Below are 15739 nucleotides of genomic sequence, written 5' to 3'. Positions count from 1 at the left end.
TTTATTGGTTTATTAATTAAATCTTTAATAGTTATGAAAAAGAAAAATTAGTTTTTAGTTGGTTAACTAATTTTTTATAAAAGGTCCGATTGCAGCTTTGCATTCGGGCTTTTTTTGTTAGTTAAACTTTGTTTTTTTTTAACTAGATAAATTGAAGATTGGACAGCGACATGAATTAATTCCTAATTTGTTTTTGAGAGCTTACTATTTTGTAATTCCTGCAAAGGTTTGAGGTATTACTATTCTGTCATTCCTGCGAAAGCAGGAATCCACTTTTATTATATAGATTCCTGCTTTCGCAGGAATGACAAAATAAAAAGACCTCACAGGTTAAAAAACTTGTGAGGTCTGTAAACTTAAAAAGGATATTTTTTTATACTACTTTTAAAATATAAGTATTCTTTTTCCCTTTGTTTAATACTACGTACTTATCGTGTATTAAATCTTGTGTTGTTATTTTATAATCTTCTTTTACTTTGTCTTTATTTACGGCAACAGCATTTTCTTTTAGTGCTCTTCTAGCTTCGCTATTACTCTTTAAAAAATTAGTTTTATCTGCTAAAGCAGCAATCATATCTAATCCTTCTTCTAAATCTGCTTTGGTAACTTCGGCTTGTGGCACACCTTCGAAAACATCTAAAAATAAACTTTCGTTTAATGTTCTAATGTCTTCGTTAAAAGTTTTACTAAATAAAATTCCAGAGGCTTTTTCAGCATTTAAAAAATCGTCTTCAGAATGTACAAAAGTCGTTACCTCTTTAGCTAAACGTTTTTGTAATAAACGTAAATGTGGTGCTTCGGTATGCTCTGCTATTAATGCTTCAATAGTTGCTTTGTCTAAAAACGTAAATATTTTAATATACTTAGCGGCATCTTCATCGGTAGTGTTTAGCCAGAATTGGTAGAACTTGTAAACCGAAGTTTTGTCTGTATCTAACCAAACATTACCACCTTCACTTTTACCAAATTTAGAGCCGTCTGCTTTTGTAATTAATGGACACGTCATAGCATACGCTTTTGCTTGATCTTCGCCATCGTGCATACGTCTTACTAGCTCTGTTCCTGTGGTTATGTTTCCCCATTGGTCGCTTCCTCCCATTTGAAGTTTACAGTCCATTGTTTTGTATAGGTGATGAAAATCGTAACCTTGAATTAATTGGTATGTAAATTCTGTAAAACTCATACCAACGTTTCCTTCATCTCCAGACAAACGTTTTTTAACTGAGTCTTTAGCCATCATGTAATTTACCGTAATACGTTTTCCAACGTCACGAGCAAAGTCGATAAAGCTAAAGTTCTTCATCCAATCGTAGTTATTCACTAAAACGGGAGCATTTTTATTAGTAGAGTTAAAATCTAAAAATCGAGATAAAACACTTTTAATACCTGCTACATTATGCGCTAAAGCTACTTCGTCTAATAAATTACGCTCGTCGCTTTTTCCAGAAGGATCACCAATCATTCCTGTAGCACCACCAACCAAAGCAACAGGCTTGTGTCCTGCTTTTTCAAGATGTACTAATAAAATAATTGGGACTAAACTACCAATATGTAGCGAATCGCTAGTAGGATCGAAACCTATATAAGCTGTCGTCATCTCCTTATTCAATTGCTCTTCTGTTCCTGGCATGATGTCGTGTAACATACCTCTCCAACGTAATTCTTCTACAAATGTATTAGCCATTTTATACTTGATTTTGTGTATTGATTCGCAAAGATAAAAATAGCTATATAATTTAAGATGCTATATTGAATATTTATTACCTTCGACTTATGATTTTAGTTACAGGAGGAACCGGATTTGTAGGTGCACATTTGCTTTTTAAATTATTAGAAGAAAAGCAAACGGTTCGCGCTATTTATAGAAATAAAAAAAAGTTTAATACTGTAAAACGTATTTTCTCTTATTATTCTAATAGTGCCGAAGCGCTTTTTAATACTATAGATTGGGTTGAAGCCGATTTAAACGATATTCCTGCCTTAACCGAAGCTTTTAAAGATGTAACACACGTTTACCATTGTGCTGCGTTTGTATCTTTCGAGCCAGATAAATTCGATTTATTACTAAAAACAAATGTAGAAGGCACTGCGAACATTGTTAACCTTTCTATTGCTTTTAATGTTACTAAACTGTGTTATATAAGTTCTATTGCTGCCATTGGAGAAGCAAAACCTGGAGCGATAACTACCGAAGAAACAGAATGGAATCCTGAAGCAGATAATAGTGTGTATGCCATTACAAAATATGGTGCAGAACTAGAAGTTTGGCGTGGTACGCAAGAAGGCTTAGATGCTGTAATTGTTAATCCTGGCGTTATTATTGGACCTGGTATTTGGCGATATGGTAGCGGTTCTATAATAAAAACAGTGGCTAATGGTTTAAAATATTATACTAATGGTAGTGTGGGTTATGTTGCAGTAAACGATGTTGTAAAGGCACTTTTTACACTCATGCACAGCGATGTTAAAAACGAACGTTTTATTATAGTATCTAAAAATTGGACTTATAAAAAATTCTTAGCTATTTGTGCAGAGGCCTTAGCTGTAAACGCTCCTAAAAAAGAGGCCGAAAATTGGTTATTACAAATAGGTTGGAGACTAGACTGGCTAAAACATAAAGTTACCGGTAAAAGAAGAGTACTAACAAAGCAACTTGCAGAATCTTTAGTATCGAAATCTCAATTTAATGGTGATAAGATTAAAGCTCATGTAGATTTTGAATATTCTGATTTAGAAATAGAAATTACCAAAACCTGCAGTTTTTATAGAAATGAAATTAATCTTTAATTTCAGGCTCTATTTTTCCTGCTTTACCATCTTGTAATTCACTATTATTTTTAAGCTTATCGAGATCTTCTTGACTGTGTTTCTCACGATTATTAACTTTCCCTTTACTCTTTTTTTCCGCTCTCTCTTCTTTCTCCTTCTTATCTACTACTCTATATTTTTCTCTAATAACAAATAAACTATCCTTTACACGTTTGTAAATTCCATTGTATGTTTGTATATCGAAAGCATAATATGCATTGCTTTCGGCAAAAGTGATACTATCTATATTGTTTCTTTTGTAAATGTATTCGGCTGGCACAATACCACTATCTTCTAACTTCTTTTTGTTAACACCTTTAGAAGCAGACATTATAGCCATATCTACTAAGACATTAACCATTTTTTCTTCGGAAATAAGGTTCTCAGGTTTCTCTGGCTTGCTAAAAGTATAACACGAGCTTAATGTTAAAAACAATACTAAAAATGAAAGATGTGTAATTTTCATGTGCTTAATTTAATAGTTATACTGTTTATTAATTATTCCTTTTCGGAATAAAAAACCATCTACTATTCCAGATTTCTATCTATCGAACGTTAATTGCTTTGCGAATTTAGTATCGTAAAACTTAAAGTTTTTATATGCTAAACCTCCATTTACAAAGGTATGTGTAATACGCGATTTAAATGTTGTGCCCTCAAAAGGAGACCAACCACATTTATATAAAATATTATCTTTTTTAACGGTCCAAGGATTGTTTAAATCTACAACAACTAAATCTGCATAATAGCCTTCTTTAACATAACCACGTTTTTCTACATTAAATAATATAGCAGGATTATGCGCTGTTTTCTCTACAATTTTCTCAATAGATATTTGTCCGCGATGATGCATCTCTAATAAAGCAGGTAAAGCGTGTTGTACTAATGGTCCTCCAGAAGGCGCTTTAGTGTAAACGTTGTTTTTCTCCTCGATTGTATGTGGTGCATGATCTGTTGCAATAACATCTATTCTATCGTCTAGCAATGCTTTTAATAATTGTTCTCTATCTTTTTCTGTCTTTACTGCTGGATTCCATTTAATTAAAGTGCCTTTCTCGTCGTAATCTTTATCGCTAAACCAAAGATGATGTATACAAACCTCAGCTGTGATTTTTTTATCTTTTAATGGTATTTTATTACTAAACAGTTCAGTTTCTTTACCTGTAGATACATGGAATACGTGTAATCTTGCTCCAGTTTTCTTTGCTAATTCGATAGCTTTAGAAGACGATAAATAACACGCTTCTTCACTTCTAATTATAGGATGTAAGTTTAGCGGAATATCATCTCCATAACGCTCCATATAAACTGCTATATTTGCTTTAATTGTTGCTTCATCTTCGCAATGAACAGAAATTAGCAAATCTGTACTTTTAAATATTTTTTCTAAAACTTCTGGATTATCAACTAACATATTTCCTGTAGAAGATCCCAAAAATAATTTTAGTCCAGCAACTTGTTTTGGATCTACTTTTAAAATTTCCTCAAGGTTATCGTTAGTGCCACCAAACATAAAAGAATAATTAGCATAAGCTGTTTCTTTTGCTATAGCGAACTTATCGTTCAACTTTTCTATAGTTGTAGTTTGTGGGTTTGTATTTGGCATTTCTATAAACGAAGTAATACCTCCAGCGATTGCTGCACGCGACTCGGTTTCTATATTCGCCTTATGTGTTAAACCAGGTTCTCTAAAGTGAACTTGATCGTCTATCATTCCAGGAATAACATACTTTCCTTCGGCGTCAAACACATTTACGTTTGCCGATTTTGCACTTATAGACGTATCTATTTTGGTAATAAACTCACCTTCAATTAATATGTCTCCATTAAAAATTGTGCCTTCATTTACAATTTTGGCATTTTTAATAAGTGTTATTTTATCGCTCATTATTTTATTTATTGAATATACTTTTAAATTTCATTGAGACTACTCCAAATATTGCTTCGGAAATAATACCTGTGCTTAATTTAGATTGTCCTTTTGTTCTGTCTGTAAAAATCACTGGAACTTCTACAATTTTAAAATGCTTTAAATAGGCTTTAAATTTCATTTCTATTTGAAAAGCGTAACCTATAAATTTAATATCATCAAAATTAATACTTTCTAATACACTTCTATGGTAGCAAATAAAACCTGCTGTACTATCATTAATGCGCATTCCTGTAATTAAACGCACATAAATAGAGGCACCATAAGATAATATAATTCGGCTTAAAGGCCAATTAACAACATTTATACCTTTTACATAACGCGATCCAATACTTAATGCAGCTCCTTTTTGGTGGCATGCATTATAAAGCCTTACTAGGTCTTTAGGATTGTGAGAGAAATCTGCATCCATTTCAAAAACATACTCATACGCTCTTTGCAAACACCATTTAAAACCGTGAATATAAGCAGTACCTAAACCCGATTTTTCTTTTCTAACTTCTAAAAATAAAGAGTCAGAATATTTACTTTGCAGCTCCCTTACTTTATCTGCAGTACCATCTGGAGAATTATCGTCTACCACCAAAACATGAAACGCTTTTTCTTGACTAAAAACTGTCTCGATAATAGCCTCGATGTTTTCAATTTCGTTAAAAGTGGGTATAATTACAACAGCGTCTTGCATTAAAAATCTTTAATTAAACGAACACATTCCTTTTTATTGTTTGATAAAAAAAGTCAACATACAACTATTCTTCTGTTTGCTTTAAAGTCTATAAACTATGTTATAAAACTAAAAAAAACACCTTAACTAGTTATATTTTAGGACTAATTTTAGCTACAATAGAAAAAGCTTAAATGAGTTCTTGGCAAATGTACATAATTTGACAATTGCTTTTTTATAAAAATTTCTTAATAAATGATGCATCGCCTTAAGAATTTTATAATAATTTTACGGCATGCTAAGAGAAGTCCTTTCAACCGAACTATATACCATTTTACTAATAATTTGCCTTGTTCTAGTTGCAATCACTAAACTTTTATTTCCAAAACGTTTTAGAGACTTTCAAGTACTATTAATAAACTTTAGATACTTAAAAGTCTATTCTCGAGAACAGAAGTTTTTTGACCTCTTTGAAGGCTTACTCTTTTTAAACCTCGTTATTAGTTTAACCGTTTTTACATTACTATGCTTTAATTTAAGTATTAATATTCCTGCAACCGAATACATAACAACACCTAAACTAGCCTTTGGTATTAGTGTTTTGTTTCTTGTTAAAATACTATTAGAACGTTTAGTAAGTAGTATTCTTAATATGGATGCTATTATTGATAATTACATTTTTTTAAAAGTAAGTTATAAAAACTTCTTAGGTTTATTACTAATACCTATTAATGCTATCCTAATTTATTCTTGGTATCCAACACAAACAAACACCTCCATTTTTGCAGTATTACTGGCCTTAATTAACGTATATGGCATTCTATTATTTATAAAAAACAATCTTAAAACTATAAAAAAGAATTGGCTCTATTTTATTTTGTATCTTTGCGCACTTGAAATTTCACCTTATCTAGTTTTGTATAAGTTATATACACTACAATAAGGTCTTAAAAAAGCTATTAGAATATGAAAGTAAAAACCATTTTAGTATCGCAACCGGAACCTAAAATAGAAAACTCACCATATTTCGACTTGTCAGAAAGACAGAAAGTTAAAATAGATTTTCGTCCTTTTATTCATGTAGAAGGTGTTCCTTCTAAGGAAATTAGACAACAAAAAATCGATCTTGGTAAATTTACAGCCATTATACTAACCAGTAGAAATGCAGTCGATCACTTTTTTAGAGTAGCCGACGAAATGCGTTTTAAAGTGCCAGACAGCATGAAATATTTTTGCCAGTCTGAGGCCGTAGCCTATTACCTTCAAAAATACGTAGTATACAGAAAACGTAAAATCTATGTTGGTAAGCGTACATTTTCAGAACTTTCTCCTTTAATTAAAAAATATAAAGACGAAACATTTTTATTACCTGCAGCGGATAAACTAAAAGCAGAAGTGCCAGAAGTTTTAAATGGTTTAGGCGTAAACTGGAAAGAAGCTGTTTTTTACAAAACTGTAATTAGTGATTTATCTGATCTAGAAAACGTAACCTATGATATATTAGTATTCTTTAGCCCAAGTGGTATTGATTCTTTATTTCATAATTTCCCAGATTTCGAACAAAAAGACACGAGAATTGCAGTGTTTGGAAACACAACAATAAAAGCTGTAGAAGCAAAAGGTTTAAGAGTAGATATTGCTGCTCCAACACCAGAAACACCTTCTATGACGATGGCATTAAAAAAATACATTACACTTGTAAACAAAAAATAATTATTATTTTACACCTCATAAAAAAAGGCTTCTCTATCGAGAAGCCTTTTTTAGTTTTATAGTTTAGCTATACTTAGTAAGCATAACGTTGTGGTCCACCACGTCTTATTTCTTCGCTTGCATTGTCTTCAAACTGTTCGAAGTTTTTTCTAAATGCATTGGCTAATTTAAAAGCAGTATCATAATATGCTTTATCATCTTTCCAAGTTGCTCTTGGGCTCAACACTTCTGTTGGTACTCCAGGACATGTTCTTGGCTGTGCAACTCCAAATACAGAGTGAATATGGTAATCATCGTAATTATACAATCCTAAATCACCATTTAACACTGCACTAATCATAGCACGTGTATATTTTAATTTCATACGTTTACCAACACCGTAAGATCCGCCAGACCATCCTGTGTTAACTAACCATACATTAACGTTAGCATCTAACATCTTTTTACTTAACATCTCTGCATACTTTGTAGGATGTAATGGCATAAAAGGTGCTCCAAAACAAGCTGAGAACGATGGTTGTGGTTCTTTAACTCCAGCTTCTGTTCCTGCAACCTTAGCAGTATAACCAGAAATAAAATGGTATGCCGCTTGTGCTGGTGTTAATTTAGAAATTGGAGGTAATACACCAAAAGCATCTGCTGTTAAAAAGAATATATTTTTAGGATTCTTTCCTATAGATGGCTTCTTAATATTTTCAATATGATGAATTGGGTAACTTACACGTGTATTTTGTGTAATAGAAGTATCTTCAAAATCTACTTCTCCTTTAGCATTCATTTTTACATTCTCCAGAATTGCACCTTCTTTTATAGCTGCAAATATTTCTGGTTCCTGTTCTTGAGAAAGGTTAATTACTTTGGCATAACAACCACCTTCAAAATTAAAGACAGTGTTTTCTGCAGTCCAACCATGCTCATCGTCACCAATTAAACTTCTCTCAGGATCTGTAGATAATGTAGTTTTTCCTGTTCCTGATAGTCCAAAGAAAATAGCAGTATCATCATTTTTACCAACATTAGCACTACAGTGCATTGGTAAAGTGTTTTTAAATACTGGAAGTATAAAGTTTAATGCAGAGAAAATACCTTTTTTAATTTCACCAGTGTAACCAGTTCCGCCTATAAGGGCTATTTTCTTTTCAAAGTTTAAGATAGCAAAGTTATGTTGGCGTGTTCCATCTTCTTCCGGATTAGCCATAAAACCTGGTGCGTTTACAATAGTCCATTCTGGAGAGAAATCTTTTAACTCCTCTTCTGTTGGGCGTAAAAACATATTATATGCAAACATGTTACTCCAAGGGAACTCATTGATTACACGAATATTTAATTTATAATCTTCGTCTGCACAAGCATAACTGTCTCTTACAAACACTTCTTTTTCAGATAAATAATCGACAACTTTATTATAAAGTTTATCAAACTTAGCAGAATCGAAAGGAATGTTTATGTCTCCCCACCAAACGCGATCTTTTGTGATATCGTCTTTTACAATAAAACGATCCATTGGAGAACGCCCAGTAAACTCACCTGTATTAACAGCTAAAGCTCCGGAAGACGCTTGCACGCCTTGTCCTTTCTCGATTGTTATATCTTGTAATTCTTGAGGAGATAGTTGGTATTGAACATTAGCGTTCTTAATACCGTATTGTTCTAACGAAATCGATTTCGTAGATTGTGTATGGTTTACCATAATTTAGATTATTGTTTAGAGTGTAAAATTAAACATAAATATGAGATACTGATAAAAATACAAGTTATTTATCTTATTTTTTTACAAATTCCACAAATAAGACTACCCAAGACAAAATAAATAATAATCCTCCAATTGGAGTAATAAAACCAATTACGCTAAAATCGAAACTAGTTAAACTATTGGTAGCCAAACTATATATTGAACCCGAAAAAAACAAAATACCAACGCCTATTAAATAAAACACTATTTTTTTTGCTTTAGCAGATATACCATCCATATTACCAACAAACAATAGTAATAGTGCATGATACATTTGATAACGTACTCCTGTCTCAAAAGATTGCATTGCAGAAGCAGAAATTTTGGGCTTTAATCCATGAGCAGCAAATGCTCCAATTACAACTGCTAAAAAGCCAAAAATAGTGGCTAGAATTAATATTCTTTTATTCATATAAATGTATTATTTGAGTTTAAATAACGCTAGCATTTATTACATTCGTATTTTATATACAAAATTACATAACAATTCTTAATATGAGAAACATTTTGGTTATAGGATCAGGAAAATCTGCATCTTATTTAATAAAGTATCTTTTAGACAAATCTGAAACTGAAAACCTACATATAACTGTTGGTGATTTAGACATAGCAAACGCATCAAAACTTACAAGTAATCATAAAAATGCAACCGCAATAACTTTAGATGTTTTTAACGAAAAATCGAGAGTTACAGCTGTAAAATCTGCAGATATAGTAATTTCTATGCTTCCTGCACGTTTTCATATAGAAGTTGCAAAAGACTGTATTACCTATAACAAAAATATGGTAACAGCATCTTATGTTAGCGACGAAATGCAAGCTTTAGACGCGCAAGCAAAAGAAAAAGGCTTAGTTTTCATGAATGAAATAGGTGTAGATCCAGGAATCGACCACATGAGTGCCATGCACGTAATAGATAGAATAGAAGATCAAGGCGGAAAACTAATATTATTCGAATCTTTTACTGGTGGTTTAGTTGCTCCAGAAAGCGACAATAATTTATGGAACTACAAATTTACTTGGAACCCAAGAAATGTAGTTTTAGCAGGACAAGGTAGTGCAGCAAAATTTTTACAAGAAGGCACTTATAAATACATACCATACAATCGTTTATTTAGACGAACAGAGTTTTTAGAAGTTGATGGTTTTGGGCGTTTTGAAGCCTATGCCAACAGAGATTCTTTAAAATATCAAGATATTTATGGTCTTGACGCTATTAAAACATTGTATCGTGGTACTATAAGACGTGTTGGTTTTAGCCGTGCTTGGAATGTTTTTGCAGCATTAGGCATGACAGACGATAGCTATACAATAGACGATAGTAAAAACATGAGTTATCGCGATTTTGTAAACTCATTTTTACCATATAGCCCTACAGATTCTGTAGAAATTAAATTTAGACACGCATTAAAAATTGACCAAGATGATGTGGTTTGGGATAAATTTGAAGAGTTAGATATTTTTAGTCCTACAAAAATGGTAACTCTAGATAAAGCAACTCCTGCGCAAATATTACAAAAAATATTAATGGATAGTTGGACATTAGACCCAACAGATAAAGACATGATTGTAATGTATCATAAATTTGGTTACCAATTAAATGGTAAAAACTACCAAATAGATGCTACAATGGTAACTTTAGGAGAAGACCAAACCTATACAGCAATGGCAAAAACCGTTGGCTTACCAGTAGCAATGGCTGCAATGGCTATACTTAACAAAAAAATTACCACTCCTGGCGTTTTAAGACCTATAAACAAAGAAGTTTACGAGCCAATTTTAGAAGAACTGGAAGATTATGGTATTATCTTTAAAGAGAAAAAAGTACCTTATTTAGGTTACAATCCCTTACACGTATAATATATTTGGGCGTTACCAAGACTTGCCTAAAGGCATTGTCTTGGTCAGGCTCTACGTTATATCTTTTTTTGCCATTTATGACAGCAAAAAAAAGGATACCACTTCTATCCTTAACGCACTTACCTAAGCATCATATTAAATTAAAGTTTCAGTTTCATACTATTTTAGTACTTTTATGTTTTAAATTAGAGTTTTACTACACTTAAAAAGTAATAAATACTAATAGATTTTCCGCTGTAGCGGTACTAAAAACATTTAAATGAAGGTTATAAACCAAAACATACATATAGATGGTATCGATAAAAAGATACTTCGTGCCTTAATGGAAGATGCAAGAACACCTGTTTTAGAAATTGCCAGACAAGTAGGCATCTCTGGAGCAGCAATACACCAACGTTTAAAAAAACTAGAAAAATCTGGATTAATAGCAGGTTCTAAATTTATAATAAACCCAAAAGTATTAGGCTATACTACCATGGCATATATTGGTGTTTACCTAGACAAAGCCATGAGTAATCCCGAAGCTGTAAAACAACTAAAAAAAATACCTGAAGTCTTAGAATGCCATTACACTACAGGGAACTGGAGTATTTTTATAAAAATTCTTTGTAAAGATAACGAGCACCTTATGCATGTTTTAAATAAAGACATTCAATCTATAGAAGGTGTATCGAGAACAGAAACTTTTATTTCTCTAAACCAGCAAATTGATAGACAGATTAAGATATAAAGAAGTCTCTATTACTTCGAAAGTTTTCAAAATAGAACAACTAAAACTAACAAAAAAAACTCTTAAATCGCTTTAAGAGTTTGTTTAATAAATTAAATTATTTATTTTATAATTAGCTTTTTAGTAATTGTACCTTTTTCAGATATAATAGAAACAAAATATAACCCTGAAAATAATTTTGAACTTAAATCTAAGTTTTTATTGGTTTTTATTCCATTTAAATTAATAGTCTCGATTGTTCGGCCTTTAATATCTGTAACTACAGCTGTATATAAAGTTACACCAGAATTTTTAATTGTTATATCTCCATTAGATGGGTTTGGAAAAACAGCAACTTGACTACCTAAAGACACAGACGCTCCCGTACTTAATGTATCAAGAACATCTACCTCTATATTGTGAAATGCAAAATCGGTATTATCACTCACATCTGGCTGAAGAATCTTAAATGCTGTAATATCTACAGCATTACTTGGATTATTTATAGGTATAGCACCAGCACCTACTAGATATTCTTGCTCTAATGAAATGACTTCATCATCTTGGTTTACAATAGAAATACTCCCTGTTTCTACTGTGTCATAATCCATTCCGTTTAATTTAAAATTTATAGGGTTACCATTTTTAGTAAGTGTAAGAGTAAAGGTATTTATAGTAGCTCCACTTCCAAAATAGAAGATTAAATCGGCACCAGATAAAGGCACTACAGTTTCAGCTCCTGAATTAGGAACGTCTATTAGTAATACATAGGTATCAGATCCTGTAGTAAGTGTTTCTGTAATACTTACACCATCATCTACTGCCGTATCAATAGTAAAATTTAATACTTGTGCATTTACGCTATAACTTAACATGATTAAGCAACAAAAAAAAATGCTATCTAATGTTGCCTTTTTTAAAGTGTAGTTTTTTTTCATAATAATAAGTTTTAATAATGAAAACCAAAGGCAAGGATTAGACTCCTTTTGCCTTTGATTAAATTTTTAATTAGCTTCTTGATGGAAATATACCTTGTAAAGCAATAATATAATTCACAACTTGATAAGGTTGCATATTATCGTGTGGCTGGCTACCTCCAGTTTGTCCAACAGACACACTATCTGCAGCCATTGTAGCATTTTTACCCATTGCATATACTCCACCTTGAGCATTATATGCATTTGCTGGATCTGCAACTGTCACTCCTCCTCTAGGAAGCGGACTAACGGCCTCAATTGTAGCTCCATGCGCATGAGCTGGTATTTCACTTACGTTAAGTGTAACACTTGCATTACCACCTTTTTGTCCTAATTTTACTACAGGCAATCCTGGTCCATCACCTGCATGTACAGGGACGCGACCTCTAAGATCTGGCAATCCAAAAGTTGTTCTTCCATCTCCACCATAAGTTGTTCCTAAAATAGAAAACAGTGCTGTATTGCTAGAAATAGATAATAACTGACCGTTGCAAAATGCCCAATTCCTAGGTGCAAAATTCCCTCCAAACATTAAAATTTGTCCAATAAACTGTTCCATAATTTTTATTTTTAGTTGATTAATTCTGTAAATGTACCCTAGACAATTCTCGTTTTTTAGAGCATTTTTACTCATATTAAAAAATAGGGGTTTACACCTGTTTTTAAGCCCCTATATTGCTCAATAACAATATTTTAGTACTTTTATATAATAACCAACTAAAAATAATATTATGAAAGCAAAACAAATAGACCTTGAAGACGCAATTATTTATGCACGTGAATGGCAAGAAGAAAACCCAACACATGCTAAAGCTTTTTTAATCCCTTCAAACGATTTAATTGCTTGTTTAGAAGAAATGAACGTGCTTGTAAAACAAGAAGATGGACACTACACAATAGAGAATGTTACAGACTCTGGAGTGCGTGCTTATATGGCCATTAAGAAATCAAAAAACGATCCGCCAAGCGCAGAAACAGAAAAACTATTAATTGTAGGAACAGTAAAAGATTGTAATGGGATATATAGAGATATTATTGAAAACGAAAAACCTTCTGGATGCCCAGATGGAGAAACAGAAAAAGCAGTAGCTGCTCTAGAAGGAAGTGGTGTTTTCGACTTTACATCACCTTGTCCTAGTACATGTGACCCAAATAGCCCTTTATATAATCCTTAAAAAATGGAATGAAAGAAATTGATGGTGCATTAAAACAGCTTGGCATAATAATACTTTTTATAAATGCTACATTATATATTTATAGTTACTTAAAAGGTAACAAAAGCAAAGCTGTTAAGTATTTTGTTTTTTATTTAGTTCTTAGTTTATGTATTTCAATTGGCAGTGATCAAATAGTAAAAATTCAGAGGTTGTATAATTTAGAATTAAACAACTTATACTTATCACATTTCTATTTTATTTTTCAATTTATTTTCTTGTCTTTATTTTACAATCAACTATTTAATAAAAACCAAAAGAAGTATGTAAAAATTATAAGCGCTATAATCTTTTCTATTTTAATAGTCCAATACACTTTAAATCCTAGTTTATTTTCTAAGTTTAATCTCTTAGAAATATTTATAACATCATTTCCTTTAGTTATATATTCTATTTTTCATCTATATAACTTGTTAAGCAAACCAGGAAAATTTATGTATATAAACGCTGGTGTATTAATATATCTATCTACAAGTACTCTTATTTTTATTTTAGGAAATCTACTTAATACTGTAGACAGGTTACTATCCTTTAACATTTGGTTTTTAAATAGATTATTCTATTTGGGTTTTTTAATACTAATTTTAATAGAATGGAAAAAGAGCTTATGGAAAACGAAAAGTTAATTATTCAAGCATTAGTTTATGGCATCATCTTTTTGGTTTTGGTAACTACTGGATTAATTCTGTTCTTTCATTATTCAAGACAAAAAATAGTTCAAAAAGAGCTTGAAAAATCAGCTTTAAAATTAGAAAATCAACAAAAAATATTACAAACCTCTATAGCTATTCAAGAAGCCGAACGCACCCGTATAGCACAAGACTTACACGATGCTATTAGCTCTAAACTAAATATAATTAGCCTAAGTACAAATGTGCTTTTGTGTGATAAAGTTATTAATATAAAGCAACGCGAATCTTTAAATCAAATATTAGAAATTACGACTAGCACACTAGAAAGCTCTAGAAGAATTGCACACGATTTAATGCCTCCAATTTTAGATAAATTTGGACTTAAAGTCGCCTTAGAAGAGCTTTTTGATGATGTTTCTACTAATACAGCTATAGACATTGAACATAATATTGAAGAGCTACATAAACTTAATGAAAGCAACCAGCTACATGTATTTAGAATTATTCAAGAATTAATAAACAACTCTATTAAACATGGAAAAGCAAAAGAACTTGCTGTATTTATGGAGCAAGATGCTAGCGGTTTTGTAATACATTACCAAGACAATGGTGTTGGGTTTAATGTTTTAGATCTACACAAAAAAACTGGAATTGGCTTGCAGAATATTAAAAGTCGAGTTAAAATTTTAAATGGAAAACTTAAAATTGATAGCATTCAAAATAACGGAAGTCATTTTATTATAAATTGCAAATACAATGAATAAAATAAAAATAGCATTAGCAGACGACGAGTTACTTTTTAGACAAGGTTTACTGGCTATTTTAGGTAACCAAGAGAATATTGACATTCTTTTTGATGCCGAAGATGGTGATGATTTAATTAACAAATTACGTAGTGCAGATCTACAGCCAGAAATTGTTGTAACCGACTTGAAAATGCCTGGTTTAAATGGTGTAGAAGTAACAAAACTTATTAGAAAAGAGTTTCCAAACATTAAGGTTATTGCATTAACCAGTTACTTTAGTAAACCTTTTATTTTAAATATGATATCTATTGGAGCTGTTGCTTACTTAGCAAAAAACAGCACACCAGCATTAATGATTAAAACCATAGAACAAGTTGCAAAAAAAGGTTTTTATTACGACGAGCAAGTACTACAATATGTCCATGAAAGCTTAGTAAGCCCAAAAGACAAAAAAACAAAATGTACTTTCGATGCCAACTATTTTACAAAAAGAGAAATTGAAGTTTTAGAGCTTATTTGCAATCAAATGACCACAAGCGATATTGCCGAAAAACTTTTTATAAGTCCAAGAACTGTAGAAGGGCATCGTAATAATTTACTTCTAAAAACCGAAGCCAAAAATGTTGCTGGACTAGTAATATATGCACTTAAAAACAAACTCGTTTCTTTAGACAATAATTCGTTTTAATATAAAACAGAACACTTATAAAAATAAAAAACTCCTCTAATTAGAGGAGCTTTTTAATTCTATAAT

Annotated in this window: 16 protein-coding genes; 8 read left to right on the top strand and 8 right to left on the bottom strand. The window is 31.6% G+C overall.

The window, feature by feature from the left end; genetic code table 11:
- Window positions 1–373: 373 nt before the first annotated feature.
- Window positions 374–1684: a tyrosine--tRNA ligase gene (gene tyrS / locus Q0935_RS06920; protein ID WP_299383790.1), complete on the bottom strand. Its 1311-nt coding sequence runs from the start codon at window positions 1682–1684 to the stop codon at window positions 374–376.
- An 89-nt stretch (window positions 1685–1773) separates the two neighbouring features.
- Between tyrS and Q0935_RS06915 the strand changes: the two genes are divergently transcribed.
- Window positions 1774–2787, top strand: coding sequence for an NAD-dependent epimerase/dehydratase family protein (locus Q0935_RS06915; RefSeq protein ID WP_299383788.1), 1014 nt, complete (start codon window positions 1774–1776; stop codon window positions 2785–2787).
- Here Q0935_RS06915 and Q0935_RS06910 read toward each other — a convergent pair.
- From Q0935_RS06910 to Q0935_RS06900, 3 genes are all read right to left on the bottom strand, one after another.
- Window positions 2777–3274: a DUF4296 domain-containing protein gene (locus tag Q0935_RS06910; RefSeq protein ID WP_299383785.1), complete on the bottom strand. Its 498-nt coding sequence runs from the start codon at window positions 3272–3274 to the stop codon at window positions 2777–2779. The genes Q0935_RS06915 and Q0935_RS06910 overlap by 11 nt on opposite strands.
- A 75-nt stretch (window positions 3275–3349) precedes the next feature.
- The gene (locus Q0935_RS06905) at window positions 3350–4696 is read right to left on the bottom strand and encodes a dihydroorotase (RefSeq protein ID WP_299383782.1); all 1347 of its coding nucleotides are present in this window, start codon (window positions 4694–4696) and stop codon (window positions 3350–3352) included.
- 4 nt (window positions 4697–4700) lie between these two features.
- Window positions 4701–5423, bottom strand: a complete 723-nt coding sequence (locus Q0935_RS06900) for a polyprenol monophosphomannose synthase (RefSeq protein WP_299249853.1) — start codon at window positions 5421–5423, stop codon at window positions 4701–4703.
- Between the two features lie 274 nt (window positions 5424–5697).
- Between Q0935_RS06900 and Q0935_RS06895 the strand changes: the two genes are divergently transcribed.
- Both Q0935_RS06895 and Q0935_RS06890 read left to right on the top strand, forming a co-directional pair.
- Window positions 5698–6345, top strand: coding sequence for a DUF4271 domain-containing protein (locus tag Q0935_RS06895; RefSeq protein ID WP_299383777.1), 648 nt, complete (start codon window positions 5698–5700; stop codon window positions 6343–6345).
- A gap of 23 nt (window positions 6346–6368) precedes the next feature.
- Window positions 6369–7115, top strand: coding sequence for a uroporphyrinogen-III synthase (locus Q0935_RS06890; RefSeq protein ID WP_055434760.1), 747 nt, complete (start codon window positions 6369–6371; stop codon window positions 7113–7115).
- Window positions 7116–7188: 73 nt separating this feature from the next.
- Here Q0935_RS06890 and pckA read toward each other — a convergent pair whose 3' ends face one another.
- Complete coding sequence (gene pckA, locus Q0935_RS06885) at window positions 7189–8805, bottom strand: phosphoenolpyruvate carboxykinase (ATP) (protein WP_299383763.1); 1617 nt, start codon at window positions 8803–8805, stop codon at window positions 7189–7191.
- Window positions 8806–8878: 73 nt separating this feature from the next.
- On the bottom strand, window positions 8879–9259 hold the full coding sequence (locus Q0935_RS06880; protein ID WP_299383761.1) for a DUF423 domain-containing protein: 381 nt from the start codon (window positions 9257–9259) through the stop codon (window positions 8879–8881).
- A gap of 83 nt (window positions 9260–9342) precedes the next feature.
- Between Q0935_RS06880 and Q0935_RS06875 the strand changes: the two genes are divergently transcribed.
- Both Q0935_RS06875 and Q0935_RS06870 read left to right on the top strand, forming a co-directional pair.
- A complete protein-coding gene (locus Q0935_RS06875) occupies window positions 9343–10707 on the top strand; it encodes a saccharopine dehydrogenase C-terminal domain-containing protein (RefSeq protein WP_299383759.1) in 1365 nt (454 codons plus the stop codon).
- A 259-nt stretch (window positions 10708–10966) separates the two neighbouring features.
- A complete protein-coding gene (locus tag Q0935_RS06870) occupies window positions 10967–11437 on the top strand; it encodes an Lrp/AsnC ligand binding domain-containing protein (RefSeq protein WP_055434756.1) in 471 nt (156 codons plus the stop codon).
- 101 nt (window positions 11438–11538) lie between these two features.
- Here the strand turns inward: Q0935_RS06870 and Q0935_RS06865 are convergent, their stop codons facing one another.
- Together Q0935_RS06865 and Q0935_RS06860 are read right to left on the bottom strand one after the other, a co-directional pair.
- Window positions 11539–12354, bottom strand: coding sequence for a T9SS type A sorting domain-containing protein (locus tag Q0935_RS06865; protein ID WP_299383756.1), 816 nt, complete (start codon window positions 12352–12354; stop codon window positions 11539–11541).
- A gap of 70 nt (window positions 12355–12424) precedes the next feature.
- Window positions 12425–12952 (bottom strand): phage tail protein, encoded by a 528-nt coding sequence (locus Q0935_RS06860; protein WP_299383734.1) that lies wholly within the window; start codon window positions 12950–12952, stop codon window positions 12425–12427.
- A 172-nt stretch (window positions 12953–13124) separates the two neighbouring features.
- On the opposite strand from Q0935_RS06860, the gene Q0935_RS06855 reads away from it, so the two are divergent.
- The 3 genes from Q0935_RS06855 (at window position 13125) to Q0935_RS06845 (ending at window position 15673) form a co-directional block, all read left to right on the top strand.
- Window positions 13125–13568: a hypothetical protein gene (locus tag Q0935_RS06855; protein ID WP_299249878.1), complete on the top strand. Its 444-nt coding sequence runs from the start codon at window positions 13125–13127 to the stop codon at window positions 13566–13568.
- A 631-nt stretch (window positions 13569–14199) separates the two neighbouring features.
- A complete protein-coding gene (locus Q0935_RS06850) occupies window positions 14200–15003 on the top strand; it encodes an ATP-binding protein (RefSeq protein WP_299249881.1) in 804 nt (267 codons plus the stop codon).
- A complete protein-coding gene (locus tag Q0935_RS06845) occupies window positions 14996–15673 on the top strand; it encodes a response regulator transcription factor (protein ID WP_299249884.1) in 678 nt (225 codons plus the stop codon). Before Q0935_RS06850 ends, Q0935_RS06845 begins: the two co-directional genes overlap by 8 nt.
- The last annotated feature ends 66 nt before the right edge of the window (window positions 15674–15739 follow it).

Origin of the sequence: uncultured Lacinutrix sp., from assembly GCF_947500605.1 — a bacterium.
Taxonomy (GTDB): domain Bacteria; phylum Bacteroidota; class Bacteroidia; order Flavobacteriales; family Flavobacteriaceae; genus Lacinutrix.
This window is presented reverse-complemented; position numbering and strand designations above follow the sequence as displayed.

Bases quoted from the DNA above. Each gene is read 5' to 3' on its own strand.
- tyrS (WP_299383790.1), bottom strand. From the start codon at position 1,684: ATGGCTAATACATTTGTAGAAGAATTACGTTGGAGAGGTATGTTACAC.
- Q0935_RS06915 (WP_299383788.1), top strand. From the start codon at position 1,774: ATGATTTTAGTTACAGGAGGAACCGGATTTGTAGGTGCACATTTGCTT.
- Q0935_RS06910 (WP_299383785.1), bottom strand. From the start codon at position 3,274: ATGAAAATTACACATCTTTCATTTTTAGTATTGTTTTTAACATTAAGC.
- Q0935_RS06905 (WP_299383782.1), bottom strand. From the start codon at position 4,696: ATGAGCGATAAAATAACACTTATTAAAAATGCCAAAATTGTAAATGAA.
- Q0935_RS06900 (WP_299249853.1), bottom strand. From the start codon at position 5,423: ATGCAAGACGCTGTTGTAATTATACCCACTTTTAACGAAATTGAAAAC.
- Q0935_RS06895 (WP_299383777.1), top strand. From the start codon at position 5,698: ATGCTAAGAGAAGTCCTTTCAACCGAACTATATACCATTTTACTAATA.
- Q0935_RS06890 (WP_055434760.1), top strand. From the start codon at position 6,369: ATGAAAGTAAAAACCATTTTAGTATCGCAACCGGAACCTAAAATAGAA.
- pckA (WP_299383763.1), bottom strand. From the start codon at position 8,805: ATGGTAAACCATACACAATCTACGAAATCGATTTCGTTAGAACAATAC.
- Q0935_RS06880 (WP_299383761.1), bottom strand. From the start codon at position 9,259: ATGAATAAAAGAATATTAATTCTAGCCACTATTTTTGGCTTTTTAGCA.
- Q0935_RS06875 (WP_299383759.1), top strand. From the start codon at position 9,343: ATGAGAAACATTTTGGTTATAGGATCAGGAAAATCTGCATCTTATTTA.
- Q0935_RS06870 (WP_055434756.1), top strand. From the start codon at position 10,967: ATGAAGGTTATAAACCAAAACATACATATAGATGGTATCGATAAAAAG.
- Q0935_RS06865 (WP_299383756.1), bottom strand. From the start codon at position 12,354: ATGAAAAAAAACTACACTTTAAAAAAGGCAACATTAGATAGCATTTTT.
- Q0935_RS06860 (WP_299383734.1), bottom strand. From the start codon at position 12,952: ATGGAACAGTTTATTGGACAAATTTTAATGTTTGGAGGGAATTTTGCA.
- Q0935_RS06855 (WP_299249878.1), top strand. From the start codon at position 13,125: ATGAAAGCAAAACAAATAGACCTTGAAGACGCAATTATTTATGCACGT.
- Q0935_RS06850 (WP_299249881.1), top strand. From the start codon at position 14,200: ATGGAAAAAGAGCTTATGGAAAACGAAAAGTTAATTATTCAAGCATTA.
- Q0935_RS06845 (WP_299249884.1), top strand. From the start codon at position 14,996: ATGAATAAAATAAAAATAGCATTAGCAGACGACGAGTTACTTTTTAGA.